The organism is Sorangium sp. So ce204 (assembly GCF_051526795.1).
Taxonomy (GTDB): domain Bacteria; phylum Myxococcota_A; class Polyangia; order Polyangiales; family Polyangiaceae; genus Sorangium; species Sorangium cellulosum_B.
The window spans coordinates 1,702,531-1,729,516 of the sequence record NZ_CP150317.1 but is presented as its reverse complement, the minus strand read 5'-3'; the positions used below and the strand labels follow the sequence as shown (position 1 = coordinate 1,729,516).

The 26,986-nt window shown below is 68.0% G+C and carries 23 protein-coding genes, 1 tRNA gene and 3 pseudogenes; 17 read left to right on the top strand and 10 right to left on the bottom strand.

Features of this window, described 5'->3' with window-relative positions:
* Positions 1 to 204: 204 nt before the first annotated feature.
* A complete protein-coding gene (locus tag WMF22_RS06375) occupies positions 205 to 699 on the top strand; it encodes a DUF421 domain-containing protein (protein ID WP_437298203.1) in 495 nt (164 codons plus the stop codon).
* Between the two features lie 45 nt (positions 700 to 744).
* On the opposite strand, the gene WMF22_RS06370 is transcribed toward WMF22_RS06375, so the two are convergent.
* On the bottom strand, positions 745 to 1,161 hold the full coding sequence (locus WMF22_RS06370) for a LysR substrate-binding domain-containing protein (protein WP_438035191.1): 417 nt from the start codon (positions 1,159 to 1,161) through the stop codon (positions 745 to 747).
* A 36-nt stretch (positions 1,162 to 1,197) separates the two neighbouring features.
* On the opposite strand from WMF22_RS06370, the pseudogene WMF22_RS06365 reads away from it, so the two are divergent.
* A pseudogene (locus WMF22_RS06365) lies at positions 1,198 to 1,737 on the top strand (O-methyltransferase); the annotation flags it as partial.
* A 260-nt stretch (positions 1,738 to 1,997) separates the two neighbouring features.
* Here the strand turns inward: WMF22_RS06365 and WMF22_RS06360 are convergent.
* Positions 1,998 to 2,177 (bottom strand): hypothetical protein, encoded by a 180-nt coding sequence (locus tag WMF22_RS06360; RefSeq protein WP_438035190.1) that lies wholly within the window; start codon positions 2,175 to 2,177, stop codon positions 1,998 to 2,000.
* A gap of 124 nt (positions 2,178 to 2,301) precedes the next feature.
* Here WMF22_RS06360 and WMF22_RS06355 point away from each other — a divergent pair, with 124 nt between their 5' ends.
* The 3 genes from WMF22_RS06355 (at position 2,302) to WMF22_RS06345 (ending at position 4,643) form a co-directional block, all read left to right on the top strand.
* On the top strand, positions 2,302 to 2,538 hold the full coding sequence (locus tag WMF22_RS06355) for a helix-turn-helix domain-containing protein (RefSeq protein ID WP_438035189.1): 237 nt from the start codon (positions 2,302 to 2,304) through the stop codon (positions 2,536 to 2,538).
* Positions 2,535 to 3,965 (top strand): ATP-binding protein, encoded by a 1,431-nt coding sequence (locus WMF22_RS06350; protein WP_438035188.1) that lies wholly within the window; start codon positions 2,535 to 2,537, stop codon positions 3,963 to 3,965. Before WMF22_RS06355 ends, WMF22_RS06350 begins: the two co-directional genes overlap by 4 nt.
* Positions 3,966 to 4,460: 495 nt before the next feature.
* Positions 4,461 to 4,643: a hypothetical protein gene (locus WMF22_RS06345; protein ID WP_438035187.1), complete on the top strand. Its 183-nt coding sequence runs from the start codon at positions 4,461 to 4,463 to the stop codon at positions 4,641 to 4,643.
* Positions 4,644 to 4,864: 221 nt separating this feature from the next.
* On the opposite strand, the gene WMF22_RS06340 is transcribed toward WMF22_RS06345, so the two are convergent.
* The gene (locus tag WMF22_RS06340) at positions 4,865 to 5,710 is read right to left on the bottom strand and encodes a hypothetical protein (protein ID WP_438035186.1); all 846 of its coding nucleotides are present in this window, start codon (positions 5,708 to 5,710) and stop codon (positions 4,865 to 4,867) included.
* Between the two features lie 443 nt (positions 5,711 to 6,153).
* On the opposite strand from WMF22_RS06340, the gene WMF22_RS06335 reads away from it, so the two are divergent.
* From WMF22_RS06335 to WMF22_RS06315, 5 genes and pseudogenes are all read left to right on the top strand, one after another.
* Complete coding sequence (locus tag WMF22_RS06335) at positions 6,154 to 6,366, top strand: hypothetical protein (RefSeq protein ID WP_438035185.1); 213 nt, start codon at positions 6,154 to 6,156, stop codon at positions 6,364 to 6,366.
* A gap of 77 nt (positions 6,367 to 6,443) precedes the next feature.
* Positions 6,444 to 6,563 carry a helix-turn-helix domain-containing protein gene (locus WMF22_RS06330; RefSeq protein WP_438035184.1) on the top strand — a complete coding sequence of 40 codons (120 nt, stop codon included), beginning with the start codon at positions 6,444 to 6,446 and terminating at the stop codon, positions 6,561 to 6,563.
* Positions 6,564 to 6,675: 112 nt separating this feature from the next.
* Positions 6,676 to 9,396, top strand: a complete 2,721-nt coding sequence (locus tag WMF22_RS06325) for a DUF499 domain-containing protein (protein ID WP_438035183.1) — start codon at positions 6,676 to 6,678, stop codon at positions 9,394 to 9,396.
* A complete protein-coding gene (locus WMF22_RS06320; protein ID WP_438035182.1) occupies positions 9,396 to 10,412 on the top strand; it encodes a hypothetical protein in 1,017 nt (338 codons plus the stop codon). The genes WMF22_RS06325 and WMF22_RS06320 overlap by 1 nt, the downstream gene beginning before the upstream one ends.
* A gap of 2 nt (positions 10,413 to 10,414) precedes the next feature.
* A pseudogene (locus tag WMF22_RS06315) lies at positions 10,415 to 10,690 on the top strand (hypothetical protein); the annotation flags it as partial.
* A gap of 101 nt (positions 10,691 to 10,791) precedes the next feature.
* On the opposite strand, the gene WMF22_RS06310 reads toward WMF22_RS06315, so the two are convergent.
* Complete coding sequence (locus WMF22_RS06310) at positions 10,792 to 11,553, bottom strand: ATP-binding protein (RefSeq protein WP_438032200.1); 762 nt, start codon at positions 11,551 to 11,553, stop codon at positions 10,792 to 10,794.
* A complete protein-coding gene (gene istA / locus WMF22_RS06305; protein ID WP_438032199.1) occupies positions 11,550 to 13,037 on the bottom strand; it encodes an IS21 family transposase in 1,488 nt (495 codons plus the stop codon). The genes WMF22_RS06310 and istA overlap by 4 nt, the downstream gene beginning before the upstream one ends.
* Before the next feature lie 515 nt (positions 13,038 to 13,552).
* Between istA and WMF22_RS06300 the strand changes: the two genes are divergently transcribed.
* The 5 genes from WMF22_RS06300 to WMF22_RS06280 all read left to right on the top strand — a co-directional run bounded on the left by WMF22_RS06300 (position 13,553) and on the right by WMF22_RS06280 (position 20,798).
* Positions 13,553 to 13,699 (top strand): hypothetical protein, encoded by a 147-nt coding sequence (locus tag WMF22_RS06300; protein WP_438032198.1) that lies wholly within the window; start codon positions 13,553 to 13,555, stop codon positions 13,697 to 13,699.
* An 82-nt stretch (positions 13,700 to 13,781) separates the two neighbouring features.
* Complete coding sequence (locus tag WMF22_RS06295; protein ID WP_438035181.1) at positions 13,782 to 16,739, top strand: DUF1156 domain-containing protein; 2,958 nt, start codon at positions 13,782 to 13,784, stop codon at positions 16,737 to 16,739.
* Positions 16,740 to 16,762: 23 nt separating this feature from the next.
* Positions 16,763 to 17,257, top strand: a complete 495-nt coding sequence (locus tag WMF22_RS06290; RefSeq protein ID WP_438035180.1) for a hypothetical protein — start codon at positions 16,763 to 16,765, stop codon at positions 17,255 to 17,257.
* Positions 17,257 to 17,634: a hypothetical protein gene (locus tag WMF22_RS06285; RefSeq protein WP_438035179.1), complete on the top strand. Its 378-nt coding sequence runs from the start codon at positions 17,257 to 17,259 to the stop codon at positions 17,632 to 17,634. The genes WMF22_RS06290 and WMF22_RS06285 overlap by 1 nt, the downstream gene beginning before the upstream one ends.
* A 404-nt stretch (positions 17,635 to 18,038) precedes the next feature.
* Entirely contained in the window at positions 18,039 to 20,798 is a 2,760-nt protein-coding gene (locus WMF22_RS06280; protein ID WP_438037243.1) for a DEAD/DEAH box helicase, read from the top strand.
* Between the two features lie 189 nt (positions 20,799 to 20,987).
* On the opposite strand, the pseudogene WMF22_RS06275 reads toward WMF22_RS06280, so the two are convergent.
* The 5 genes and pseudogenes from WMF22_RS06275 to WMF22_RS06255 form a co-directional block, all read right to left on the bottom strand.
* Positions 20,988 to 21,071: pseudogene (locus tag WMF22_RS06275) on the bottom strand (SEC-C metal-binding domain-containing protein); the annotation flags it as partial.
* A gap of 129 nt (positions 21,072 to 21,200) precedes the next feature.
* Positions 21,201 to 21,398 carry a hypothetical protein gene (locus tag WMF22_RS06270; protein WP_438035178.1) on the bottom strand — a complete coding sequence of 66 codons (198 nt, stop codon included), beginning with the start codon at positions 21,396 to 21,398 and terminating at the stop codon, positions 21,201 to 21,203.
* Positions 21,399 to 21,468: 70 nt separating this feature from the next.
* Entirely contained in the window at positions 21,469 to 21,930 is a 462-nt protein-coding gene (locus WMF22_RS06265; RefSeq protein ID WP_438035177.1) for a PIN domain-containing protein, read from the bottom strand.
* A complete protein-coding gene (locus WMF22_RS06260) occupies positions 21,927 to 22,874 on the bottom strand; it encodes a hypothetical protein (RefSeq protein ID WP_438035176.1) in 948 nt (315 codons plus the stop codon). The genes WMF22_RS06265 and WMF22_RS06260 overlap by 4 nt, the downstream gene beginning before the upstream one ends.
* 283 nt (positions 22,875 to 23,157) lie before the next feature.
* Positions 23,158 to 23,233 (bottom strand) — tRNA-Asn (locus WMF22_RS06255).
* Between the two features lie 87 nt (positions 23,234 to 23,320).
* Between WMF22_RS06255 and WMF22_RS06250 the strand changes: the two genes are divergently transcribed.
* Complete coding sequence (locus WMF22_RS06250) at positions 23,321 to 24,973, top strand: lipopolysaccharide biosynthesis protein (protein ID WP_438035175.1); 1,653 nt, start codon at positions 23,321 to 23,323, stop codon at positions 24,971 to 24,973.
* A 189-nt stretch (positions 24,974 to 25,162) separates the two neighbouring features.
* The gene (ettA, locus tag WMF22_RS06245) at positions 25,163 to 26,836 is read left to right on the top strand and encodes an energy-dependent translational throttle protein EttA (RefSeq protein WP_438035174.1); all 1,674 of its coding nucleotides are present in this window, start codon (positions 25,163 to 25,165) and stop codon (positions 26,834 to 26,836) included.
* The last annotated feature ends 150 nt before the right edge of the window (positions 26,837 to 26,986 follow it).

Below are 26,986 nucleotides of genomic sequence, written 5' to 3'. Positions count from 1 at the left end.
CCTTCTTGCGAGGGCCCCTCCAGCGCGAACGAAGCAGTGCTCCCGTGCCCCCGAAGGAGGCGGCCATGCCCAGCAACACAGAGATGAGACACCTGCACCGCTGCGTCGAGCTCGCGGCGCTGGCGCGCTGGGCGGCCGCGAACCTCGATCCCGGCTTCCGTCCCGCGCGCTGACGCGCGTGGCCGTACCGGTGGGAGGACGCCCATGGAAGGGAACTTCGGTTTTTCCAAGCCCCTCTGGGAGATCGCCCTGCGCACGACGCTCGTCTATCTCGCCCTCGTCATCCTGATCCGCGTCATCCCCAAGCGACGCACCGGGCATCTCTCACCGAACGACATGCTCGCCCTCATTCTCATCGGTGGTATGGCCGCCGACGGCATCATGGGCGGCTCGAGCTCGCCCGCGGACACCTTGCTCATGATCGCGCTCATCGTCGCCTGGGGCTACGTGCTCGATATCCTGGAGTTCCGCGTCCCCTTCTTCCGGCGTTGCCTGCGCGACACGCAGACGACCCTCGTCCGAGACGGCCGCCCGCAGTGGGAGAACATGCGCCGGGAGATGGTCACCGAGGAGGAGCTGCTGGCGGCCCTTCGCAGGCAAGGGATCACGGACATCACCACCGTGCGCTCTGCCTGCCTCGAGGCGGACGGGGAGATCAGCGTGGTCAAGGAGCAGGGTGCGCAGGGCGGCGAGCCGTGAGGCGGGTCATCGACCCATGTCCTCGAAGCGCTCGGCCCGTTGTCTCTAGCCGCGTCGCGGTCGCCGCTGGCGCTCGCTCTCCTGTCTGCGCGGCCCCATCTCCCGATCGCGAAGCGCGGCGCCGAACTCACGTACCAGGTCGACGAGCGGCCGGAGCAGGAGAGACTGCGCGTCGGGCCGCCACATCGCGATGTTGCGCATCTCCAGGCCGAGATTGCTGACCGGCTTCCAGATCGCGGTGCCGACCGCGAGGAAGGGCGCCGCGGGCTCCGCGCCGAAGGTCAATCCGAAGCCGCTCGCCACGAGCGTCAACAGGGCTTCTCCGTCGAGGATCTCCGAAGCCACGTTCAGGGTCACGCCGCGCGCGCGAACGGCGGCGATGATGTCGTCATACAGACGAGGGTTGCTCCTCCGCGGATCCATGAGCATGGGCTCGTTCGCCAGGTCCTTGACCTTGATCATGGATTTTGTCGCCAGAGGGTGCTGCTCCGAGCCAGCGATCTGAAAGGCACATATCGCGGGTTCGCGGAGAATTTCCTCAACGTCTCCCCGGATTTCGGGCGTTTCCTCTACATGTGTGCCCGCGCATGCAAGGCCAAGCGCATCGTGGAGTTCGGCTCCTCGATGGGGATCTCCACGATCTATCTGGCGACCGCGCTGCGCGATATGGGCGGCGGCCGCTTGATCGGGACCGACCTTGTGCCCAGCAAAGTCGAGCGGGCGCGGGCGAACGTCGCCGCCGCCGGGCTGTCCGGCATCGTCGAGCTCCGGGTCGGTGATGCGCGAGAGACCCTCGCGTCGGGTGTCGGCGGCGATATCGACATGGTGTTGCTCGACGGCGCCTTCATCCTTTATCTGGACGTCCTCAAGCTGCTCGAGCCGCATCTGAAGCCTGGCGCGATCATCATCGGCGAGAACGCGTTCGAGCAGGCCTCGGGCTATATCGACTACGTGCGCGACCCGCAGAACGGCTACCTCTCCCAGCCGCTCCCGTTCGAGGCGGGACGCGGCAACGAGCTCACGATCAGGACGAGCTGAGCACCCTGGATCGAGGCGCGCTGACCCCGGCAGGACCGCCGCATGCCCGCCGGGGAAGTAGAGCGCGCGAACGCTGTCCCGGCGCGCACGTCACCCGGCACCCGTTCCGGGACACCCGGGCGCGATCGGAGCGCAGCGACGCGATCCCTCGTCCGAGCTCGCATGGCACCGGGGCGGAGGGGGCCGCATCGGCTCGGAGGTCGAGGGCGGAGGCGCTGCCGGTGACCACGACCGGCGGCACGGCGGGGCGCGAGCGGCCGCTAGCGCGGGCGCAGAGGAAGCGCCTGCTCGGCTTGCTCCTCCTCGCGCCCGATCTTCACGCCGCCGTCCGTGCGCTCGAAGCCACCGACGGCGCAGAGCCCGATGGCCGAGCGGCCCCTCCGGTCGGTGGCCCGCGCGGGGGCGGGGGCCCCGCAGCGGGCGGTGTGCGCGTCCGCCATCCGGCGTCGGCAGGTTCCGAGCCACACCTGTTCTTCTCGACCCTGCTCGGGTCTTGTTGGCAGAGTTCGGCCCGGGTAGCGTGCTCCGGTGCACAGGGGATTCCACGCGACCGGAGCGGAGCCGATGACGCCAGAGCGTTGGGCCTCGGTTGAAGACGTCGCCAGGCACCTTGGGGTGGCGAAGGGCTCGGTCTACCGATGGATCGAGACCAGGAGCCTGCCGGCGCACGAAATAGGACGTCTCTGGAAGCTCCAGCTTTCCGAGGTCGACGAACAAGAACAGCGCGACGCTGCGCTGGCTGGCCTGCGCGACGAGTGTGCGCGCCTCAGCGGGGCGGGCAAGAAGGTGGTGCTCTCGTGACGGCCCGCATCGACCTCGTGGAGCTCGCGAGGCGGGAGAGCGAGCAGACGGAATGGAAAGAGAACGTCGCTGATGTCAACGACGTCGTCGAGACGCTCTCTGCCTTTGCGAACGACCTTCAGAATCTGGGCGGCGGCTACGTGGTATGCGGTGCGAAGGAGGAGAAGGACGAGAGCGGATTTCCCAAGCTCGTTCGCGCGGGGCTGACCGCGGCACGCTTGAAGGAGGTCGAGAACACGGTCCTGACTCGGTGCAGGGATCGCGTTTCTCCGCCTCTGGCGCCGTTGGTCGAGGAGCTCGAGTCGGATGATCCGCAGCGGCGGATCCTGGTCTTCCTCCAACCTGCCACGGGCTCCGCGCACACGTTCCGCCGAAACAACGAGGGGGCGAAGCGCTTCGTGCGGGTGAGCCGCTCCACCATCGAGGCGCGGAACGGGCTGCTCAAGGACCTGCTCGTTCGCAAGGGGGCGCTGGAGCCCTGGGATCGGAGGCCGTGCAGCGCCGCGACCGTGAACGACATCGATCTGCTCACGCTGAGGGACGCGCTGCAGCGCATGGGGGTCTTCACGCTCGACCGTGGTGTCGAGCCCTACCTGGTCGCCGGGGTCCAGCTGTCGCCGTTCGTGCCGTCGCTGTGCGTGGCCGAGCCGCTCTCCGGCGTGCTGCGTCCGAGGAACTTCGCCGTGTTGCTCTTCGGACGAGAACCCCAGCGCTTCATCCCCGGCGCGTTCTCGATCTTCTCCGCGTACCCGGGGCTCGATCGCACCGATCCCATCGCCCGTCGCTTCGAGATCCCCGGCACGCTGCTCGATCAGGCGCGCCGCCTTCAGGAGCTCCTCGACGCCGAAGCCGTGACGCTGTTCGACAAGACCAACCTCGAGGCGCCGAATGCTGAGAAATATCCGCGGCGAGCTCTCCAGGAGGCGATGGTCAACGCGCTCGCGCATCGAGACTATGAGCTCGTCGATCCTGGCCGCTTCACCTCGTACCGTGATCGCATCGAGTTCATCTCACCGGGACCGCTTCCCGTCGGTGTGACGCTGGAGAACCTCCGTACGGGTAACGTCACGCCCCGCTGGCGAAACCAGGCGCTCGCCTGGTTCCTCTCTCGCCTCCAGCTCGCCCAGGCGGAGGGACAAGGTATCCAGACCATCCGCAGCACGATGGCGGCGACGGGCTGTCCCCCGCCCATCTTCGATGCCACGGAGGTCTCCGTGACTTGCGTCCTGCGGGCCCATCCCCGCTTCGAGTCGGCGAAGCTAGGGAAGACCATGTCGAGAGGCGGAGCCAAGAAGCCCACTGCTTCGAAGAAGACCAAGCCGAAGGCAAAGAAGGTCGCATCGAAGTCGAGACCAGCGGCGAAGCCCAAGGAGACCGGCGCGAAGGCGACCCAGAAGAGCAGCAAGAAGAGGGTGCGTCGCGGATAAGCGCTGTCGCCGTAGAATGCGCCGCACCAATCGCTGCCGCACGCCGACGCCGTCGCCATCACGCGCGGCAAGGTCGAGCCGATGGTGCGGGGGCTGTTCCCGCGGGTCGAGCAGGACGCGGTGCTCGCGACGCTCGACGCGGTCGGCTATCCAGCTGCTACGGGCGTCGTGGGTCGCTGAGGAGGCTGCCCGACGCCGGTGATCGAGTCGGGTCCGACATCCATGCATGTCGGCCCGTCGGCCCGGCACGCCTTCTATGTCATCGTCACCCCACCGCCGTCACGTTCACGGGGAACCAGCACACGCACGCGCTATCGTGACATCACGACACCCTGGGCACGGGGCGCCGACATCGAACTCCCGGAAGATCGGAGGGTCGGGCAGCTTCGGCACGCGGCGAACGGCAGCTGGAGGCCTCGGTCTGCTGGAGGACCTGCCCCCTTCCCGTCGGGCGTTCCAGCCGGTCGAAGGGGGTCATCCCTCGTCCGAGCTGGCATGGCACCGGGTCGGAGGGGGGGCCGCATCGCGTTCTGCGGGGCGACACCGCCCGGCGTCGGCCTGGGAAGCAAGTCGGTCGCGGTCGTGGCGGTGGAGCCGGGCGCGTGTGCGCCGCAGGGCGGCGAGCCCGTCGGCGAGCTCCAGCCGACCGAGCCGTCCACGTTCTGCTGCATCGCCTGAGCTCGCCGGAGCCGCCGCCGTCCGGCGGAGCCGCGGCCCGGCGCAACGACCGGCTACCGGCGCCCCCAAACCGGCGGCGTTGTCTCGGATGGCTGCAAACAGTGATGGTGGATGGGGACGGGCGCGCCGCGGAGCACAGTTTCCGCGCGGACGGCGAGCCGGCCGGGATTGAGCCGGCCGAGGCCCGGCCGGGATGGCGGCGGCCGAGCGCCGGTCGATGTCTAGTTGGTCGAGGGCACGGCGGTCCCAGGCGCGGGCGCCGCCGCCGGCTTGCCGTTGGCCTGTCCGGCCTCGGCGGCCTTGCGGGCCTTCTCGCGCCGCGCCGCCGCGCGCCGGCGCCGCTCGTAGGCGCTCGTCACCTCGCGGGCGATCTCGGGGTGGCGCCGGAAGACGTGGGCCGCGGTCTTCCGGATGGCGCCCACGCGCCCGACCATGAGGTGCAGGAGCTGGTTGCGGATCGTGGTCGCGGCGGCCGAGGCGCCGGCCTCGGGGGCCGCTTCCAGCGCTCGCCGTTGCAGATCCTCCGCGAGCTTCCTGGCCTCGGCGATGAGGCGCACGTCGAACGCCTCGTCCGCCTCGACCAGGCGGTCCTTGAGCGGCTCCGCGAGCCCCGCGTAATCGCGGAGCGCCTGGGAGAGGGCGCTCGAGCGCTGGCCGTCCTGCGCGTGGAACTCCTTGATGCGCGCGAGCTGCGCGTCGGCGGGCTCGTCGACGTCGTCGTCGAGCAGGAACTCGAGCGCCGACTCGAGCTCATCGACGACGAACCGGGCGCGCTCGCCGAGATCGGCCACGGCCGGATCGACGATGAGGAGCAGCCGCGTCTGCGCCTCCTGCACCGCGTGCACGATGGAGAGCAGCTCCTCGCCGCTCGAGGCGGGCAGGCGGCTCTTGACCCGCTTGAGGCCCGGGCGATCGCCGTCGGGCTCCCAGTACTTCTTCACGAACGCCGCGGCGGCGACCGCCTCGCGCACGGCGACGTCGTACGGAATGTTCAGCGGGTTGTCGGTCCGCTCCGAGCCGGCGGCGACCTTGACCCAGCGATCGAAGTCCTGTCCTTGCTTTGCCATGACGATTGCCTGACCCCTCCTCCTGCGACCCGCGCCCCTCGGGGCACGACGCAAAGCGGCAAGGATGAGCTCGGTCGGAGGGACGTCCAGCGCGGAGCAGGATCTGGACGGGCGTGGGGGGAGCCGGGAGACGAGGCGGCTGGGTGGGACATGTCCAGATGGGTGGGCAGGGTGTCCAGATGACCCCGCCCCCTGTCCAGACGGGCGGGCGGGATGTCCAGATGGGCGGGCGGGATGTCCGGATGGGTCGAAGGGTGTCCAGATGGGCGGGAGGCGCGAACGGCGGGGACGCGGACGACGGCGGGGACGCGGACGACGGCGGGGCGCGCGGACGGCAGGGGCAGCAGCAATGCGCCGCACGGTGTCAGGTCGCCCGGATGCTAGCCCTCGCGCACCACCTCTAGGGCGCCATCGACCCGGGGCTCGTCGCAGACCAGCCCGCCGTGGCCCGCAAGCTGGGGCTCACGCGGGCGCGGGTGACGCAGCTGCTCGACCTGCTGCTCCTCGCGCCCGCTCTTCAAGACGCCGTCCTAGCGCTCGAAGCTGTCGGCGGCCCCGAGCCGACGGCTGAGCGGCCCCTCCGGGCGGTGGCCCACGCGGGGACATGGGCCCTGCAGCGGGCGGCGTGGGCGCGGAGGTACCCCAAATCGCCTTGAAATTTCGTCCTCGGCGTTGTCTTGGTGAAAGTGTTTCCGTATCCTCGTGCGGCCAGATGCCAGCGCGAGGACTAGCCTTGCCAGAGGACATCCTCACCATCCGTGAGGTCGCGGAGCACCTGCAGGTGACCGAGCGCACGCTCTACCGCTTGGTCCAGGATGGAAAGCTCCCGGCGTTCAAGGTCGGCAATTCCTGATCGTTCCGCCGCGAGAACCTGGAGCGGTGGATCCCCCAGCAGTCACGCGAAACAGACACGAACCACGAGGACGACCGACTTGAGCACGCCATCTGCCGAACGGGGCCGAACGATGCTGGGATTGACACTGCGCGAGGAGTTTCAGGGCCGCCGCCTCAAGGGCACGGCTATCGAGCTCGCGAACGAGAACAACACGGGCGCGACGCAGATCGGCGCCGCCGAGTTCCTCGGCATCACGTACCCGACGGCCGACGTGATCTCAGCGATGGAGGCAATCGGGCCCGGGCGCGGCCAACCCGTCGTGCTCATCGGCGAGCGCGGACAAGGTAAGTCACATTTGCTGGCCGCCGTGTACCACGGGTTCACGAGCCCCGAGGTCACCTCGGAGTGGCTCAAGGCGTGGGCCATCCGCCTGGGCCAGCCTAAGCTCGGCGAGATCAAGCTGCGACCGAAGACACACGTCATCAGCGAGAGCCTCCACCGCCAGAACTACAAGTTCCTGTGGGACCTCGTTTTCGAGCATCACCCGCACGGCAGCTACATCAAGGGGAAGTGGGAGGCACGAGGTGACAAGAAGACCGACATCCCTGGTGACAAGCTCCTCATCGAGCTCTTCAAGCACACTCCGACGGCGCTCATCCTCGACGAATTCCAGACCTGGTACGACGGCCTGACAAACACCAAGCAGTTCCCCTGGCGAACCTGGGCGTTCAACTTCATCCAGCTCCTCTCCGAGATTGCCAAGGAGCACCCCGAGTTGCTCGTGCTCGTCATCTCGGTCCGCAACGGCGAGACCGAGGCGTACCAGCAGGTCCACCGCGTCAACCCGCGTCAGATCGACTTCAAGGGGCCGCACGCGAGGCGTGACCGCCTGCGGCTGCTCCTGCACCGGCTCTTCGATAACCGCATGCACGTGCCCGCGCAGCAGATCGAGACGGCGATCTCCGCGCACATCTCGGAGCACATTCGCCTCGCGGACGTTGCGCCCGCCGAGCACCAGCGTGTCCGCACCGACTTCGTCGAGGCGTGGCCGTTCGCGCCGCACCTCATGACGTTGCTTGAAGATCAGGTGCTCGTCGCGACGCAGGCACAGGAGACCCGCGACCTGATCCGCATCCTCGCCGACGTGTTCAAGTCACGGAACGCCAACTCGCCTATCATCACGGCCGCCGACTTCCGGCTCGATGACGACAAGAGCGGCATCGCTGCGCTGCTCGACTCCGTTTCGAACCAGCACCACGCGAACCTCCGCGAGAAGGCGCAGCGCAACCTCAGCGCCGTCCTCGACGCGGTGAAGGAGCCGGCGCAGAATGTTCCGCACCTCGCTGAGATCGTGGGGGCGCTCTGGCTCCGCTCGCTGGCGATCAAGAACGCCGGCGCCGAGCCTGCCGAGCTCCACGTCGACATCACGCGGGCGAACGCGATCGACGACAACTTCTTCTCGGCCGAGCTGTCCACCATCGTCGAGCACAGCTTCAACATCCACCAGGACGGCTCGCGCCTCGTCTTCCGCGAAGAGGAGAACCCGCAGGCGAAGCTCATCGCGAACGCGCGCAACGACAAGCTCTTCGATGGTTCTGACAAGCAACAGCTCGCGCGCGAGCTGCGCTACGTCATCGGCAGCACCGAGAGCGTTGCCAATGCGTTCCGCGTCGTGGTTCTCGGCGCGAGCTGGACGACCGACCCCTGGGCAGGCGTCGAGGACAGCGATCTGCCCGCGCAGTGGGATGACCGCATCCCGCTGCTCGTCGTTCCGGAACCGCCGGACAAGGTCGAGGCGCGGCTCGGCACCTGGCTCAAGGAGCGGCTGCAGACGCGCCGTAACGCGGTTCGCTTCCTCCTGCCGCGCGACGGCAGCGAGAACCTGTTCTATGACCGTCACCTCCTCGTGCTCGCGCGCGCGGTGCTGCTCGCTGAGAAGTGGAAGACGCAGAACCCCGAGTTCAAGAAGCTGCACACGAAGTACGAGCGCGAGCTGCGCGATATCCTGAAGCGCCGCTTCGACCGCTTCGCGATCCTCGCCACGTGGAACTTCCAAAACCCCTCGCAGTGCATGTTTCACGTCGAGAGCCACAAGGCCGAGGGCGCGCAGATCCCGGAGACCGTCGACGTGCTCGTCTCCAAGAATCTCTTCGTCTCAGAGGACTTCGACGCGCTCGTCCTTGTGGCTGCCCAGCACAACGAGTCGGTCGGCAAGCTCCTCCGCGAGCTGCAGGAGCCGCGCCCGGGTGGCGAGGACTGCATCCCGTGGCTCGGAGAGACGCTGATGAAGGAGAAGCTCGTCAAGATCTGCGCGCGCGGCGAGATCGCCATCAACCTGCGTGGCATGGAGTATTTGCAGGTGCGCGCCGGGGAGAACGAGGACAGCGCGTGGAAGCGGATGCGCGGCAAGCTCGGGACCGGCAAGCACCTCGACGAGACCTACGTCCTTCTCCCGCAGGCGGTCCCGCACGCGGAAGGTGTCGTGCCGGTACAGCCGCCCGTCATCACGACGCCGAACGGCGGCGCGGGTGGCCAGATTCCTCTCGGGCCGCAGCCGTCAGTCGCGGGCGGTGATCCTGGCGCGGGCCAGGACCCGAGCGCGACGCCGCCCGGCGGCGGCATCTTCGGTGGCGGCTCGAACACGACGGTTCGTCAATTGAGCACCGCGGGCGCCACCTCCGCGCTCAACCTGCTCGGCAAGGTGGAGCGCTGGGGCATCACCACCGGCACGCAGGTCCAGGATGTCCAGCTCAAGGTCGCGAACCTCACGGGCGCGCAGCTCACTGATCTCCTCAGGAAGCTCCCCGACGGCATCACCTACGAGCTGACACTGAACAAGGAGGAGAAGTAATGCCGTTGCCGCTCACGCTTCTCCGGAAGATTCAGGCCGCCTCGCCGGCCGACGCCTGGGCACGGCTCTTCGAGCACGCATGGAACACCTGCTCGACGTCGCTCGCGCCGGAGAAGGCGTCCTCGGAAGGGACCAAACGCGACGCCGAACTCGGGGCAGCAGACCTGTTCCTCGCGACGGCGGGATGGGACCTGTGGAAGTCCTATGAGGCGCTGGTCCCTCGCACGGCCGACGTCCTGGCCTCGTGGTGGGCCGAGCGGGGCGCCGGGCGCGCCGTACTCGTTCTCGACGCGCTCTCGCTCCGTGAATTGCCGTGGCTCCTGAAGGGCGCTGCCGAGCGGGGCTACACGGTCCATCAGGCTCGCGCCACCGGCGCCGAACTGCCGGCCGACACGACGCCGTTCGCCGAGGCCCTCGGTTTCGCGAGCCGCAGCTCGCTCCAGAACAACGGCGGGGCTAGCAAGGGGCGCCTCCCGGGCGCGACGACCGACTCGACCGACCTGCCTTGGGAGGACTGCGCGGCTCAGATCAACGCCTCGCAGGACTGGCTGCTTTGGCACCACTGGCCCGACGAGCGACTGCACGACCTCGGCGCGCCGGGGCACGGCCTCGCTGCGCTGGCCAGGGAGGCCGCCGAGAAGCTCACGAGCGACGCCTTCTGGGGCCTTATCCACACGCTCACGACGGGGCGACGCCTCGTCATCACGGCCGACCACGGCTACGCGGCGAGCGGGCACTTCCCTGACACCGCCGACCCTGCGCAGGCGCAGTACCTGAAGGAGCGGCTCAAGAGTGGACGCTGGACCGCACTCGCCGATCTCGAGCAGCCCGATCCGGGCAGCTGGGTGCCGCCGCTCGACCTGCATCTGACGACCGCCCACGCCGACGCGACGTTCGCGCTCGGCCGTCGAAAATGGAAAAGCCAGGGCGGCTATCCAACTCTCACGCACGGTGGCCTCTCGTTGCTCGAAGTCGCGGTGCCGTTCATCGAGCTTTCGCGCACGGGTGGAGCATAAACATGGCCAAAACAAGCAGTAGTGGAACGACGAAGGTCCAGCGCGTGGCGAAGGCGATTGCCGACGCCGTCGACGCAGGCCGAGCAGTGCAGGTCGAAACAGTCGACTTCAACGATCCGAACCGGCCGAAGACTTGCCTCGAGATCGACTTCCCGATCCTCCCGGTGAACCAAGTCGCGGCGATCGAGGGCAACGCGGGCAAGCCCATCTACCAGATGTCGAAGTGGTGGGCGCGGCGTCGCTCGAGCGTGTTCCGCTCGCTCTTGTTGATGATCGCGGCAATCCGCGGAGATTCGGTGAAGTTCACCGGTGAAATCCGCGCCCGGTGCCGGTGAAACCCGCACCCGACGCCGGTGAAGTTCACCGGTGAAGAGGCCGCTCAGTGCTTTTTGGTGCGGCGCTGCTTGGTGCGGATGGCACTCAGCTCCTTGGCTTCCTTGAGCCGGTAGCTCTCGGCCTCGATCTCGATCACCTCGGCCCGGTGCACGAGCCGGTCGACGAGCGTAACGACGCAGGCGGCGTGCGGAAAGACCTGGCCCCAGTCGGAGAAGGCCTTGTTCGTACTGAGCAGGATCGGCTTCTGCGCGTCGTAGCGACGGGTGACGACCTCGAATAGCAGGTCGGCGTAGCGGCCATCGTAGGAGAGATAGCCGACTTCATCGATGCAAAGAAGGGCTGGAACCGTGTAGCGGTGCAGCCGGCGCGCGAGCGCGGCCGAGGACTCCTGCGCGGCGAGGTCGGCAAGCATGTCGCTCGCGGTCGAGAAGCGGACCGTGTGACCGCGGACGACGGCCTGGTGGGCGACGTTCTTGAGGATCATGGTCTTGCCGACGCCGTTGGGGCCGACGAGCACGGCGTTGTGGCCGGTGGCGAGGAAGCCGGGAGCGAAGAGGTCGTCGACGGCCTCGCGGTCGATTTTCTTGGGCCAGGACCAGTCGAAGTCCGCCATGGGCTTGAAGGCGGCTACGCGGGAGTTTTTGAGGCGGCGATCGAGGCTGCGTTTTTGGCGCTCGCGCTCCTCAATGGCGAGCACCTCGCGAAGCCAGGGCTTTTCGGCGAGCTCCTCCCAGCAGGCCAGCAGACCAAACAGGCCGAGGCTTTTCAGGCGGGCCTTGGTCTCGGTGGGCGTTAGATCGGTCATGGCGTCGGGTCCTTCTTCAGGGCGTCGTAGGTGGCGAGCGAATGCGGCGTGACGACGAGGGCGGCGTGCTGGCCGCGCGTGACGGGGATCGAGACTGGAGGCGGCAGGTGGCGCTCGGAGCGCCGGCGGTCGATCACCTGGCGCACGGCGCCGACGTGAATGGTGTCGCGCTCGAGCACCTCGACGAGCGCCTCTTCGAGCTCGGCGGCGCCGACGGCGTCGAGCAGGTGCAGAAGCCGGGCGATGGCGCTGCCGACGTTGTCTCCGCGCTCGGCGAGGATGCGCAGGAATGCCTGGCTGCTGCGGGCGGCGCGGGCGAGGCGATCGAGGCCGCGATGCTCGCGGGCGCGGCGCTTCTCGTCGACCAGGCGCTGGATGTGCTCGGGTTGCTCGATCTGCTGGCCGCGGTCCCACGAGCGGACATGGGTCGCGACGATCTCGTTGCCGTCAGCGATGCGCACCTGTTCGAGGTCGGCGAGGACGACGAGCGTGCGGCTCGTCCGGTCGTGGGGAACAGAATAGTCGTTGAGATCGAAACGCGCGTAGGGGGTCTTTCCGATCTCGACCTCGACGCGCTCATGGGCTGGAAACGGCGTGTCGGGGTGCCCGAGCAGCACACGGCTCTCGTCGTCGAAGGCCTGCCGCACGGTGCGGGCGCGGTCCTCGACCCAGGAGCGATCGAGCGCTGCGGAGCTGGTCCACTCGGTCGCTTGTCGGTTGAGGTCGTCGAGATCGGTATAGGTCCGGGCCTCGAAGAATGCCTCGCGGACGTAGCGGATGGCGCGCTCGACGCGGCCCTTCTCGTTGCCGCGAGCGACGGCGACGGGGCGCGGCTCGAAGCGGTAGTGCGCCGACAGAGCCAGGAGCATGGGGTGGAACCGGATCGCGTCGCCGTGACGCTCCACGACAGCGCTCTTGAGGTTGTCGTAGAGCAGCACGCGCGGGACGCCGTCGATGTCGGCGAACGCCTCGACGTGCCCGCGAACGAAGAAGGGCATCGCTGCGCTGGGGAAGAAGCGCAGGAAGATCCGCCGCGAGTAGCTGAGCACCATGACGAACGCCCAGAGCGGGCGCAGCGCCCGGCCGACAGCCAGCTTGCCGAAGTGCGCCCAGTCGACCTGCGCTTGCTCGCCGGGCAGCGTGCGCAGCCGCTGGAATGCCTCTGCCGGCTTCTTGGGGCGGAGACGACCGATCACTCGGCGCAGATGATCGGGACCGCCCGGATAGCCGCGCTCCTTGAGCATGCCGAAGAGGCGACTCGAGCGCAGCGAGGGATACTTGCCGAGCTGCTCGACGATGAAGGGCACGAACGGGTCGACCATCGACGGGCGCGGCGCGACGACCTTCGGGTCGACGCCCGCTTGCCCGAGCACGCGCTGAACGGTGGTGTGGTGCAGCCCGAGCTGAGCGGCAATGGTGCCCACGGGCCACTTCTCACCGTGGTAGAGGCGCAGCACCTCGGCCTCCTTCTCTTTCGCGATCACCGCCGCCTCCCGTCACCGCGGAGGGCTTCGTGGGACGCGGGGAGCGCGTCGGTGAACAGCTGACCGAGCGCGCCGCTCGCGCAGGGCCCAGGGCGGAAGCCGCGCTCCGCAGAGCGAGCAGCGGCCGACATCTCGGATCCAATCGTCATTGTTGTCCTTTCGGCCGGGGGTGATCTCCGGCGCGAGCTGGGACATCGACGCGGCCGCGGCTTGTGTCACCCTGTGATGCGTCACTTTCTGCGCGGAGAACTTGTCCCGCTGCCGGTCCCGATACCGGGCCTGGCGAGCGGCATGGAGGCGGCGAGCGCGAAGCTGCGTCTGGTAGGCCGCGCCGGCGCGGCGGAGCGACTCACGACGCTGGAGCGGGCGGCAGTCGGGGCAGAGGCGCTGGCCGCGATCGCAGCGACGGCAGAGGCGAAGCTGGACGCGGCAGCGGGCGCAGTGGGCGAGGCGGTAGGCGGACGAAGGCAACGGGCTCCATGACGCCGCTTTCTGGACCTGGAGCCCGGCTTGTGATGAAGGTGGGGGACTCCGGCAACGCGGAGCTCCAGAAGGCCCGAGGGTGGCAGCCCTCGGGCCTTCGACTTTTCGGCGGGCGTAACGTCTACGCCGCGGAGGCGAGCGTGGCCCAGATCGGCGTGGGGACCGGCGGTGAACGGTGAACGCCGCCGATCATGGGGCCGCGGTCTTCACCGATCGGACGCGGGACGCGATGCTCACCGACAGCTCTTGCTCTCGGCATCGATGAAGGCGCCCGAGGATACGCCGCAGGCGGCGAAGGCCGTATGGAACGTCTACTACGCGAACCACCAGAAGAAGCGTTCGTTCGCGAACCTCAAGGTCGCCGACATCTTCATGGGGGGCGGCACCACCATCGTCGAGGGCAGCCGCCTCGGCATGCAGATGTTCGGCAACGACCTGAACCCGGTCGCGTGGTTCGTCGTGAAGACCGAACTGGCCGACGTGAAGAAGACCGAGGTCGAAGCGCTCCTCGCAGACATCGAAGCCGACGTAAGGCCGCAGATCATGCCGTTCTACGCGTGCAACGGTCCGCACGGCGAGCGTGGAACGTGGACGCGACTCTCGGACGGCAGGGTGATGGGCGACGATTTCGACCCGCTGACGCTCAAGCCCGAGCAGCGCAAGGGCTTCAAGTACGACGGGCCCGAGACCGTCTACGTCTTCTGGGGCAAGCACATCCCCTGCGCGATGACAGGCTGTGGCCACCGCACGCCCGTCATGACGTCGCCTGTAATCGCGCTGAAGGAACTCTCTGTGAAGGCGTGGACGCACACCTGCAAGGCGTGCAAGGCGTCGTTCGACATCGAGGATTCCGAGGCGCGCATGGCGCCCGACGCCAAGCTCATCGTGTCCGATGACGAGAAGGCGTTCTGCCTGCTCGACACGAAGAGCAGCAGCATCGCGTGCCCGTCCTGTGGAAAGGCGGAGCCCTTCCCGAACCTCGGGAAGCCGACGAAGAAGAAGGTCCGACTTGCGTTGATGGCGCATCCTCGTTGGCTTGCAGGAATCGCGGGCACGAGCGCAGCCGGCGCGTTGGGAGGCAGTGTCACGGACAATGCCGCCGATACGTGCCGGTGGCTGGAGGAACGCTCGAAGGATGCCGTTGTCGTCGAGCTTCGTGGATCCTTGCCGGACAACGTCACCGTTGACGGCGTCGTCGTTCAGCCCAGCACGAAGGGTGGGACGGTTCCGAAGGATGGCCACTTCGCTTGCGGGGCATGCGGCGCGGTGCAGCGCATCGTGGTCGCGACCAACGCCTCCGGAAAATCAGCCCCCGTCGCGCCGCTCGTGATGCAGTGCCTTAGCGCCGGACTCAAGAAGACCAACGTTGCATATGGTGGGCGGTTCTTCACGGCGTCTGTCGATCCCGCTCCGTTCGAGGCCGCTTGCCGCGAGTGGGAAGTCCGTCGCGATGCTGATCTGAAGGGATATTGGCCTGAGAGCGACATCCCGTTCGGTCACATGACCCACCAGCGACAGCCTCTCCCGCAGCATGGCTATCTCCGCTGGACGGACATGTTCAACGCGCGGCAGCTGCTGGTTCACGCGTTGCTGCTGAAGGCGATCTCCAGCGTCGGTGGCGCGAAGCATCGCTGGGAGACGCGCGAACTCGTACTGGGTTCGTTCCAGCAGTACCTGCGAAATCAGAACATGTTCTGCTTCTGGAACTGGCAGCGCGACACGCCAGAGCCGCTGTTCTCCAACAACAACTACCACCCGAAGTACGTGGTAGTTGAGAATGGTGTCTTTGGGGCGATGGGGCGCGGGAACTGGTTATCGTGTACCGAGTCGCTGGCCGAGACCCTCGATTGGCGTGAGCGCCCGTGGGATGTGCTCAGCAACGAATGGCTAGCCGAGCAGTCGCCAACGATCGCGGCGGACCTTACCGGCAAGAGTGAGAAGGGCTACATCGGAGACCCGCCGTTGTTCGCGACGACGCTCAAGTGCGGATCGGCAAGCGACATCGATGAGTGGAAGACTGGGGACTTCGATTTGGTCATCACCGATCCGCCGTTCGGCGGCCTGCTCTTCTACGCCGAACTCGCGGACTTTTTCTACGTCTGGCTGCGGAAGGTTCTCCGCGACAGGTACCCCGAGTTCTTCTCGGCCGAGTACACGCCGAAAATGCTTGAAGCCATCTCGAATCCTGCCCAGCACCCGGACGACGCCGATGCTCACTACAAGCGCGTCTTGACCGAGAGTTGGCGTGAGGCATCGCGGCTTCTTCGCCCGTCGGGTATCCTCGCGTTCACCTTCCACCACAGCGAAGACGCACCGTGGGTTGCCGTGCTCGAGAGCCTCTTCGATGCGGGCTTCTACCTGGAAGCGACCTATCCGATACGTAGCGACGAGTCGAAGGGCGAAGGCGAGTTTGGCTCGAAGCAGATCGAGTACGACATCATCCACGTTTGCCGCAAACGAGCCGAGGAGCCGACCCCGGTGAGCTGGGCGAAGATGCGTCGGCAGGTCCTGCAGGACGTTCGCGCTCTGAAGAGCATGCTCGAGCACCACCAGAAGGCCGGTCTCCCCGAAGCCGACCTACAGGTGATCCGTCGTGGCAAGGCCCTCGAGTACTACTCGCGGCATTATGGCAAGGTGCTCGTCGACGACGGGCGCTCGATGGCGGTGCTCGAGGCGCTGGTCGGCATCAATCAGCTCCTCGACGAGGAGACGGGCGGCATCAAGGACCCGCCGCCGGTTACCGCCGAGCCGTTCACGCGGCAGTTCCTTCGACTCTTCGACGGCGTGAAGGAGCTCCCGCGCGACCAGATCCAGAAATTCCTGCGCGGCACCGGGATCGCTCCGTCGGATTTCGAGGCGCGCGGCTGGTGCAAGGAGGAGAAGAAGGTCTATCACCTGACCTCGCCGCTCGACATCGCTCGCGCATGGCAGGGCAAGCACCGTAGCGGGATGACGAGCGACTACGACCAGGCCGCGTTCCTGATCGGCGCGTGCTTCGAGAACAGTGGTATCAACGCGACCGACACGCTCTCTAACGAACGGTTCCGGCCGCATCCGGCGCTTGGGTCGTTGCTGGAGTGGTTCGCGACCCGCGGTGCGACCTCGGAGATCCGCAACGCCTCGTCGCGCGCGCGGACCATCCTGCGCTCGTGGCGATCGAAGCATGAGAAGCAGCACCAGCAGATGACGCTCTTCTTCGAAGACCAGGGGGCGGCATGAGGGTCGAGAGGTCACAACGATGGATGCGTCGCGGCTTCTCGCTGCTGTGGGAGCCGCGTGTTCTGACCGATGTCATCGTACCGACTGCCGTGGTCTCGATGCGCGACTTCTTCGCGCTCCGAAAAGCCTGGCCCGATGACCTGCCTGGTTCTGAAGGCGATGCGCTCGTCGTTGCTGGACTCGACGGCTGTCTCGATTCGCTCTCGGAGCAGGACGCGGTGACATGGCTCGAGACCGATCTGAAGTCGGTGGTGCTCAGCTTCCAGGAGCACTACGAGGGGCAGGCCGCACTCATCCTCTGGCTCGCGTCGGGCCGTACCCGCATCGGGATGGACCTCGCCGACGAGGAGTACTTCTGGAAGATCGGCGCTGGTCGTGACGGAGCGCGGTTGCCCCTCGGCCGTTACCTGTGGGGCGGCGCAGAGGCGGACGTCGCCCGTATCCTCGTCTCCGAGGAGAAAGACCCGGATTTCGACGGCAACGCGTACGTCGGCCTGCACCACCCGAGGATTTCTTGATGCAGCCTTCGAGCTTCTGTCCAGACGGATGCCCTCCCGACGATGCCGGACCTGCAGTTGGCAGGATCTTTCGTTTCGTGCAGGGTTCGCCGCCTTGTCGTGATGACATGAAGTCGTGGGCCGAGCAGGGACGCAATCCGGGCCAAGGAACCGAGTGCCAACGGTGCGCTCTCAGCGTGCTGGTCGCTGAAGGCGATGTCGCCAAGGTGCGGAAGGCTGTCCCGCTGTTCCGCAAATGGAAGGTCGCTGTCGCGGAGTTCAATCCCGGTCAGGGGATGATCAAGCAGACTGGGAACAACGAGTGGCACCACAGCCTTTGGGTCGCGCGCGCCATCGAAGCGACGGTGCATGAGCAGTTTCAGGTGGTGGCGGGGTGAAGCCGCTCACCACGTTCCATGGTCAGCGCACGCAGTTCTCGTGGCCTGACGAACGGCACTCGCTGTTGGATTTCGATGGTCCGGCTGCGATCTTGGCGATCGCAGATTCCAGCGCCGTTTACGTGGGCGTACTGGTTGACGAGGTTGAGGAGATTCGGCGCTGGCTTGTGGGCGAGCTGTCATCGGATCAAGCGATTGAGCTGCTTGGGGGGCGCCCGATCCTCCGGGATGCGATTGTCGACGGACAAGGTGTCCTCGTCGACCAAAGCGCATTCGAAGCCATCGTCGACGCGGTTCGAGTCAAGGGAGAGCTCATCCCGGAGGAGTATCTTCCAGCACAAGATGCCGCATTCGAGCTCACGCCAGCGGCTCGACGCACCCTGGTTCAGCGCCTCGAACGGCTCCTGCCTGTCGCTCAGCCGGGCGCCCGCGTCCATCACGCCGAGTTCGGAGACGGCGTTGTCGTCGGCGTAGCACACGAGGGGTACGCACGCGTCTTCTTCACTTCGAGCGAGCGACTCGTACCGATAGCGAAGCTGAGGCCCACCCTCGCATGGGCAGACCGTGTAATCGGCGATGTGGCTGCATCCGCCGAACGCGTCCGCCAAGCATCGCTGGTCTACGAATCATTCTCGCTGCCCCTCATGGAGAGCGCGGCCGCGCTGACAGCGGCGCCGATCGACCTGCTCCCACACCAGGTGGTACTGACCCATCGCATCGCGACCGCATCTCCGCGCCGCTACCTCGTCGCCGACGAGGTGGGACTTGGCAAGACGATCGAGGCGGCGTTGCTGCTTCGCGAGCTGGCTAGTCGAGGCGAGCTCAATCGCGCGCTGATGATCGTCCCAGCGGGCCTCGTGAACAACTGGCACCGGGAGATGAACGAGGTCTTCCGCCTCGACTTCGAAGTGTTCGGCAGCGAGGGCGACGTCACCGACCGCAAGTCCAACGCGTTCGCGAAGCACGACAGACTCATCGCCAGCATCGACACGCTCAAGCGCCCGGCTCGCATCAGGCGCCTACTCGAGGCCCCGCCGTGGGACCTCGTCGTGTTCGACGAGGCGCACCACCTAACCGCCTTTCGCAATGGCAAAAAGGTCACGAAGACCGAGAACTACAAGCTCGCGGAGGCGCTGAAGGCGCACGCACGCGACCTCGTACTGCTCTCGGCGACGCCGCACCAGGGCGACCACTTCCGGTTCTGGATGCTCATCCAGCTCCTGAACCCGACGCTGTTCAAGAGCCCTGAGGACATGGTCGAGAACCGGCACCGCCTAAATTCGGTGGTGTTCCGACGCACTAAGGCCGACGCGTGCCGCCCCGACGGCTCGCCGCTCTTCGCCCGGCGCTGGGTTCACACCGAGTCGTTCACGATGGTCGACGAGGAACGCATGTTCTACGCGGCGCTCAAGGAGTACCTCGAGGACGGCTTCGCGCTCGCCCAGCGGCAGGGGAACCAGGGCCGAGCACTCGGCTTCGTAATGACGATTTTCCAGAAGATCGCCGCGTCGAGCTTCGCGGCGGTCCGGCGCACGCTCCGTCGGCGCATCCTGATGCTCACGCTGCACGAGGCGATTCTCAAGGATCAGGAGCTGGACATCGACGCGCGCGAGCAGCTCTTTGCGGAAGCCCGAGAGCTAATCCACGACGAGTTCGAGGTGGCGCGCGACTCTGTGGGCCGCGGGCAGGTCGACGCGATCCTCGCCGAGCTTCGGGTGAAGTTGCTCAAGAAGCTCAATGAGGAGGAGCTGGAGCTCGCATCGGACTCGAGTGCCGGCGAGCTTGCCTCCAGCGGCAGCGAGGACATGGCCGTGATGGCCGTGAGCCTCGCGCTACCCGAGGAGCGGCTGCGCATCCGCGAGTTGCTCCGCGTCTTCCCCGAGCGTCGCGAGACCAAGGTCGAGAAGCTGCTGCGTGGGCTCGGGGCGCTGTGGGAGCAGGACCCGACCGAGAAGGTCGTCATCTTCGCGACGTACCTTGGCACGGTGGACCTCCTCGGTCGCGAGATCGAGAAGGCCTACCCGGGCCAGGGGGTCGTCGTCTTGCGCGGTGGCGATCACGGCGCGAAGCTGGCCGCCGAGCGGAAGTTCAAGAAGGCTGATGGCCCGCGCGTGTTGGTGTGCACAGCTGCGGGGCGCGAGGGCATCAACCTTCAGTTCGCCCGCATCCTCTTCAACTTCGACCTCCCGTGGAACCCGATGGATATGGAGCAGCGCATCGGGCGCATCCATCGCTACGGCCAGAAGCACACCGCGCAGGTCTACAACTTGGTCCTCTCAGACACGATCGAGGGGCGCATCTTCCTGCTGCTCGACGAAAAGCTGCAGGAGATCGCGAAGACGCTCGGCAAGGTCGACGAGCATGGCAACGTCGCGGAGGACCTGCGCAGCCAGGTGCTCGGCCAGCTCTCCGAGCGGCTCACGTACGACAAGCTCTACCGCGAGGCTCTCGGCGATCCCGAGTTGCGCCGCACGAAGGAGGAGCTCGAAGCCGCGCTCTCGAACGCGTCGGAGGCGCGCAAGGTCGTCTTCGAGCTGTTCCAGGACCTCGATGGCTTCTCGCTCGACGACTACAAGCCCTTTGCCGACGTGAAGCCGGGGCTCGAGCGCGTGCTGGAGTTCCTCCGGGCGTCGCTCGCCGCCGAAGGACGGCGCGTCGCGGCACAGGAAGACGGCAGCTATGTGGTCAAGGACGCGGAACAGAGGACAGTGTGCCGCTTCACGCTCGACCGAGAGGCGGCTCGTTCCCGCGCCGACCTCGACCTACTCGGTCTCGATCATCCGCTCGTGCAGGAAGCCATCAAACGCTGGCAGGCCACGTCGCCCGAGAGCATCGGCGTGGCCGTGTCGGGCGCGGAAGGACCCGGCGTGCTGACTTGGTGGCTCGTCGAGACGCGCGGCCCCTCGGGCGAACACCGCGCCTGCGTGTTGCCCTTGGGTGTGAGCGACGACGGCAAGCGCAACGCGCGCCTCGAGCGCCTCGAAGCGGGCGTGTTCACGCGACCAGGGCACGTCAACGACAGGACGTCCTCAGCGCGGAAGACGCTCCTCCACGAGAAAATCGAGCCGATGCTCGAGCGCGAGCTGCAGCACCGCGAGATCGTTCCCGAGGGCGGCAGCTACGCGGCGAAGCTCATCGGCTGGGTCGAGGTCGCTGGACCATGAACGCGTCTCATCGGGATGCGGCAGGACTTCGTCAGAATTCCGCGTTCCCGCCGTGCCGGTGGGGTTGCATGTACAGGCGACGAGCGACGTTGGGCCAGATCGACATGGCCGAGGAAGTTTTTTCAGCCGGCAGCGCCATGCTCGCAAGTTACCGTGCAAGCATGCGGGCAGCCTCGCCCCGGCGTGCCCTCATGCAGCACCACAGCACTTCTTGTGCTTCTTGCCGGAGCCGCAGGGGCACAGCTGCTTGCGGCCGACCTTCGGTATCGCCCGCGCCGGGACGATGCGCCCCGCAAGCCCGTGTACGATTGCGACCCGACGTGCGAAGCGCGCCGCGTCGAGAACGCCGTCATCGAGCCGGTCGGCGATGGCCTTGATCTCAGACCCCGAGGAAGCCCTGCGTCACGCCGGAATGTTCGCGTTTGCGGGCCGCAAGACGAGAACAGCGACATCGTGATGTCCGACGTAATGTCCCATGTGTCCCGTGCAGCGAACCTCGGCGAGCACCATCGGGCCGAGCTGCTTCCCGGCGACCATGACGTCCACGGGCGCGCCGCCGACAGGCGTCAGCCGGCCCTCGGCGAAGAGCTCGTGGTTCATGGCGCCGAGCACGGGGCTGTCCGGCGTCGCCGCGATCCCGCGAGCGCTTCCGTCGTGCGGGATGCGTATCCTAGTCGCCCTTGTGGCGCGATGCCATCATGGGAGCGATGACCTCGCCATCGAGGTGCTCGGGGATCAGGTGGGAGAAGTCGTCGTCCGTGGTGAGCAGCGTCGCGCCAGAAGCCTTGGCGCAGGCCTCGATCCACAGATCGTTCTTTCCCATGTTGCGGGCGCCGTCGGGATGGCTCTGCGAGACCAGGTCGAGCTGCACGTACGCGTCAAGGACGGCTGGATGATTGATGTCCACGACAACCAGGTTGTCGAGCGCATTCGAGAGCGCCTTCAGCTTGGCGTCGCCCCAGGCGTTGCGCAGCGCGAGCGCGCGCACCTCGCCGAGGCTGACCACCGACACGAGCGGGCGTTGCGCAGCGGACCGCAGGCCGAAGCGCTCGTCGATGTACCGACCGAGCGCGTTACCGCGCACCAGCGGGAGAATCACGCTCGTGTCGAGCAGGTAGATCCGCTGGCTCACCGGATCGCCTCGAGCGCGCCGAGCAACTCCTCGTCGGTCTCGTCCCCCGGCCATGTGCCGAAGAACGCCGACACGCCAGTGGCCTCGTCCTGCGGCACCCAGGAGGCCACGGGCTTCCTGGCGGTGGCTTTCGGCGCGCTCTCGAACACGGTGTCACCAGCGCGCGCGGGGCCGAGATACTCGACGTCGATGACCAGGAGCTTGCCGGACGGACGGAACTGGGCCATGCCCGAAACCACCACCCGCGAGCCGAACAGGGTCTTGAGCTGCTCGTTGTCGCGGGCGTCGAGCCGGGCAGCCACGGCAGTGCCATCGGCCAGCGTGAGCATGACGTCTGACGTCGTCGCGGACATCGTGTCCAGCGTGCCGGTCACACGCACGGCCTTGGGATCCGGGGTCTCGTCGCGAAGGAGCTCGATCTTGCCCACATCGTCGCGTCGCACGACGAGGGGGGCGTCGAGCCCAGCAATGCCTTCGAGCTGTACGCCATGAAAGCCGTCACGCGCAGCCCGAGCGAACCGGACGCAGGTGTCGAGCAGCGCGCGGTCGGCGAGCACGCGATCTCGGTCGCCCTTCACGACGCTCGCGAGCACCCCCGCGAAGAGGTCCACGGCCGAGCTGCTCGCCTCGATCAGCCGCTGCGCCTCGACGAACAGCGAGACTTGATGCGCGCCTCCAAAGCGCTCGGGCGCCACGTCGGCCAGCGTCGGAGCCTCGAGCGCCAAGACGGCGGAACCAGCGGTCAGCCCGGTGATTTCCACGCGACACGCCGCATCGAGCCACGCGGGTCGCGGCCCCTTGCGCGTGCTCTCGCCCTCGACGACGAAGCGCGTCGCGTGGCGGGCCCCCTCGATCAGCGCGCCGACCGTCTCGAGAAGCACGTCTGCCGGAACGCGAAGCTCGCCGCGCGTCCCTCCCAGCAGTGTCATGGTGTGCTTCTTCATCGCGGCCTCCCTCTCTATCTTCCGGTGTGCGGGCGCGACCGGCAAGGAGAGGAGGAGGAGCTGTGAACCCCAGAGCGAGGAGCCGTTCACCGTGAACTCAAGAGCACCGCTCGGTCTCGGCTCTCCGTGGGCCGAACCTTGTGGCTCGTCACGCGCCCCGTCTTGCTCTGAGCGATCTCCTGGGTTCCGCGTGCGCGAGCCGCGGAAAACAAAGAGGCCTTGCCAGGTTTTCCAGCAAGGCCCTTTGTCGGCCTGGCGCCCAGACCGGGTCGCCTCGATGAAATGGCTCCAGCTGCTGGACTCGAACCAGCGACCCGGCGGTTAACAGCCGCCTGCTCTACCAACTGAGCTAAGCTGGAATGCGTTGGAGACGGGCGCGAGGATAGTCAGCGAGGCCTCCCCGTCAAGCGAATCCGCACCGCCGCTGAAGTTTACGTGACGCCCCGGTGTGCTCGCCCGCTCCGCGCGAGATTGCCCGCCCGGCGTGCTTCTGCGACAACGCCGCCGTGCAGCACGCCGCCGTGCCCTTCCCGCCGCAGCCGCCGGACGCCCCGGCGCCCTCTCCGGCCCCCTCCCCCTCCGCCGCCCGCTCCGCGGGCCGCGGCGGCCTCGCCATCGCCGGCGCCAAGGTCTCCTTCATCCTCTTCGGCTTCGTCCAGCAGCTCATCCTCCCGCGGCTGCTCGGCACCGACGGCTACGGCGCTGTCTCCGTCGTCCTCGCGGGCGTCGGCGTCGTCAACAACGTCATCGTCGCGACAGGCATCCAGGGCGTCTCGCGCGCCGTCTCCAGCGTCGCGGAAGCGGACGTCGCCGCCGCCTTCCGCCGCACGCTCGCCCTCCACGCCCTCCTCGCCGTCGTCGTCTCCGCCGGCTTCGCGCTCCTCGCCGGCGCCATCGCCGACTTCTCCGAGGCCCCGCACGTCGCCACCCCGCTGCGGCTCGCCGCCGCCGTCGTGCTCCTCTACGGCCTCTACGCCCCGCTCGTCGGCGCGCTCAACGGCCAGCGGCGCTTCGTCACGCAGGCCGCCTTCGACGTCGGCTACGGCGCGCTCCGCACCGCGAGCATCGCCGCCTTCGCCCTGCTCTTCCTCCGCGCCGGCCAGAGCGGCGTCCTCGGCGCGATCGCCGGCTTCGTCGCGGCGGCCGGCTTCATCGTCCCCCTCGCGCTCACAAGGACCGGCCTCGGCCGCCCCGGCAGCGCCGGCCCCTCGATCCGCGAGCACGCGACCTTCCTCCTGCCGCTCGCCGTCTCGCAGACGTTCCTGAACCTTCTGCTCCAGACCGACTTCTTCCTCCTCCGCCGCTTCCTCGGGCAGGCCACGAGCGGCCTCGCGCTCGGCGCGAAAGCTGCGGACGACCTCATCGGCGTCTACCGCGGCGCGCAGCTCTTCGCGTTCCTGCCGTACCAGCTGCTCCTCTCGGTCACGTTCATCCTCTTCCCGATGCTCGCCCGCGCGCACGCCGAGCACGACCGCGCCGCGGTCCGCCGCTACGCCATGACGGGCGTCCGCCTCTCGTTCCTGCTCACCGGGCTCCTCTGCGCCCCGATCTCGGGCCTCGCCCCGCACGTCCTGCGCTTCGCCTTCCCCGTCGAGATCTGGAGCCGCGGCGGCGACACGCTCCGCGTCCTCTCCCTCGGCATGGGCGCGTTCGCCGTCCTCGGCGTCGCCTCGGCCGCGCTCACCAGCCTGCACCGGGAGCGCGTGGCCGCCGCCCTCACGGCCGCCACCGTCCTCCTCGTCGCCACCGGCTGCTCGATCGCCGTCCCGCCCGCCGCGTTCGGCCCCGACATGCTGGTGCGCTCCGCCGTCGCCACCTCGCTCGCGCTGGCCACCGCCGCGGTCGCCGGCGGCGTCCTGCTGCACCGCGCCGCCGGCGGCTTCGTCGCCGCCCGGACGGCGCTCCGCGTCGGCGCCGCGCTGCTCGCCGGGATCGCCGTGGGCACGCAGCTCCCGTGGCTCGGCAAGATCGCCGTGCTCGGCGAGGCGATCCTCGTCGGCCTCGTGTACCTCGCCGTCCTCGTCGCCACGCGCGAGGTCGGCCGCGAGGACCTCGCCGCCCTCAAGCAGGCGTTCGGGCGCGGCGCGCGGCGCGCCTAGCTCCGCCCGCCCGCCCGCGTCCGTCCCGACGCGCGCCCTGCGCGCCCGCCTACAGCTGCTTCCGCGCCCTCTTGACCGTCAGCCGGCGATCTCGCATACGGCCTCTCCCCCAGCCCGGCCAGCGCCGCGCCCGCTCGAAGGCCGAGCGGGGCCCCACGGCGCGCCGGGCACGCACAGGCAGGCGAAGACGTGGCCCCTCAATTCATCTTCACGATGCAGGATGTCCGGAAGGTGCACCCCCCGAACAAGGAGGTGCTGAAGGGCCTGTGGCTCTCCTTCTTCCCGGGCGCGAAGATCGGCGTCCTCGGCTCGAACGGCGCCGGCAAGAGCACCCTGCTGCGCATCATGGCGGGCGTCGACAAGGAGTACCTCGGCGAGGCGAAGCCCGCCGACGGCACCCGCATCGGCTACCTCCCCCAGGAGCCGCAGCTCGAGGCCGGCAAGACCGTGCAAGAGCACGTCGAGATGGCCGTCCACGAGGTCCGCTCCCTCGTCCAGCGCTTCGAGGAGATCGGCGCGAAGCTCGGCGAGTCGCCCCCCGACATGGAGGCGCTGCTCGAGGAGTACGCCGCGCTCCAGGACAAGATCGAGGCCGCGAACGGCTGGGAGATCGACCGCGTCGTCGAGCGCGCCATGGACGCCCTCCGGCTGCCGCCGCCCGACGCCGACGTCGCCAAGCTCTCCGGCGGCGAGCGACGCCGCGTCGCCCTCTGCAGGCTCCTCCTCGAGAAGCCGGACCTCCTGCTGCTCGACGAGCCGACCAACCACCTCGACGCGGAGAGCGTCGCCTGGCTCGAGCGCTTCCTCCACGAGTACCCCGGCACCGTCGTCGCGGTCACCCACGACCGGTACTTCCTCGACAACGTCGCCGGCTGGATCCTCGAGCTCGACCGCGGCGCCGGCATCCCGTACGAGGGCAACTACACCGGCTGGCTCGAGCAGAAGAAGAAGCGCCTCGAGCTCGAACAGAAGCAGGAGAGCGCGCGCAAGCGCACCCTGGAGCGAGAGCTCGAGTGGGTCCGCATGGCCCCGCGCGCCCGCCAGGCCAAGAGCAAGGCCCGCCTCGCCGCCTACGAGACCCTGCTCGCCGAGGACAGGTCGAAGAAGGTCGAGGAGAACGAGATCCACATCCCCGCCGGCCAGCGCCTCGGGAACGTGGTCGTCGAGGCCGAGCACCTCCGCAAGGGCTTCGGCGACCGCGTCCTCATCGACGACCTCAGCTTCTCGCTCCCGCGCGGCGGCATCGTCGGCATCATCGGGCCGAACGGCGCCGGCAAGACCACGCTCTTCCGCATGATCATGGGCCTCGAGAAGCCCGACGGCGGCGCGCTCCGGCTCGGCGAGACCGTGGAGCTCGCGTACGTCGACCAGTCGCGCGACGCGCTCAACCCGACCAACAACGTCTGGCAGGAGATCTCCGGCGGCGAAGACCGCCTCCTCGTCGGCAAGCGCGAGGTCAACTCGCGCGCGTACGTCGCGAGCTTCAACTTCGCCGGCAGCGACCAGCAGAAGAAGGTCCGCGATCTCTCCGGCGGCGAGCGCAACCGCCTCCACCTCGCCAAGCTGCTCCGCCGCGGCGGCAACGTCCTCCTGCTCGACGAGCCCACCAACGACCTCGACGTCGACACGCTCCGCTCGCTCGAGGAGGCGCTGCTCAACTTCGCCGGCTGCGCCGTGGTCATCAGCCACGACCGCTGGTTCCTCGACCGCATCGCGACCCACATCCTCGCCTTCGAGGGCGACAGCAAGGTCGTCTGGTTCGAGGGCAACTACGCCGACTACGAGGCCGACCTGAAGCGCCGCCTCGGCGCCGACGCGGCCGAGCCCCGCAAGCTCCGCTACCGCAAGCTCACCGCGGGCTGACCCGGCCCAGCGCGCCTCACACGCCGCCCCCGCGGCGTTCCACCCCGGAGCACGTTTCCGGTCGGGTGCGACGCGCACGCACCGGCATTTTCCAGGCACAAGATCGCCCCGCCCACGTAAGCGTCCGACCGCGCTTCAGCTAAGCTGCGC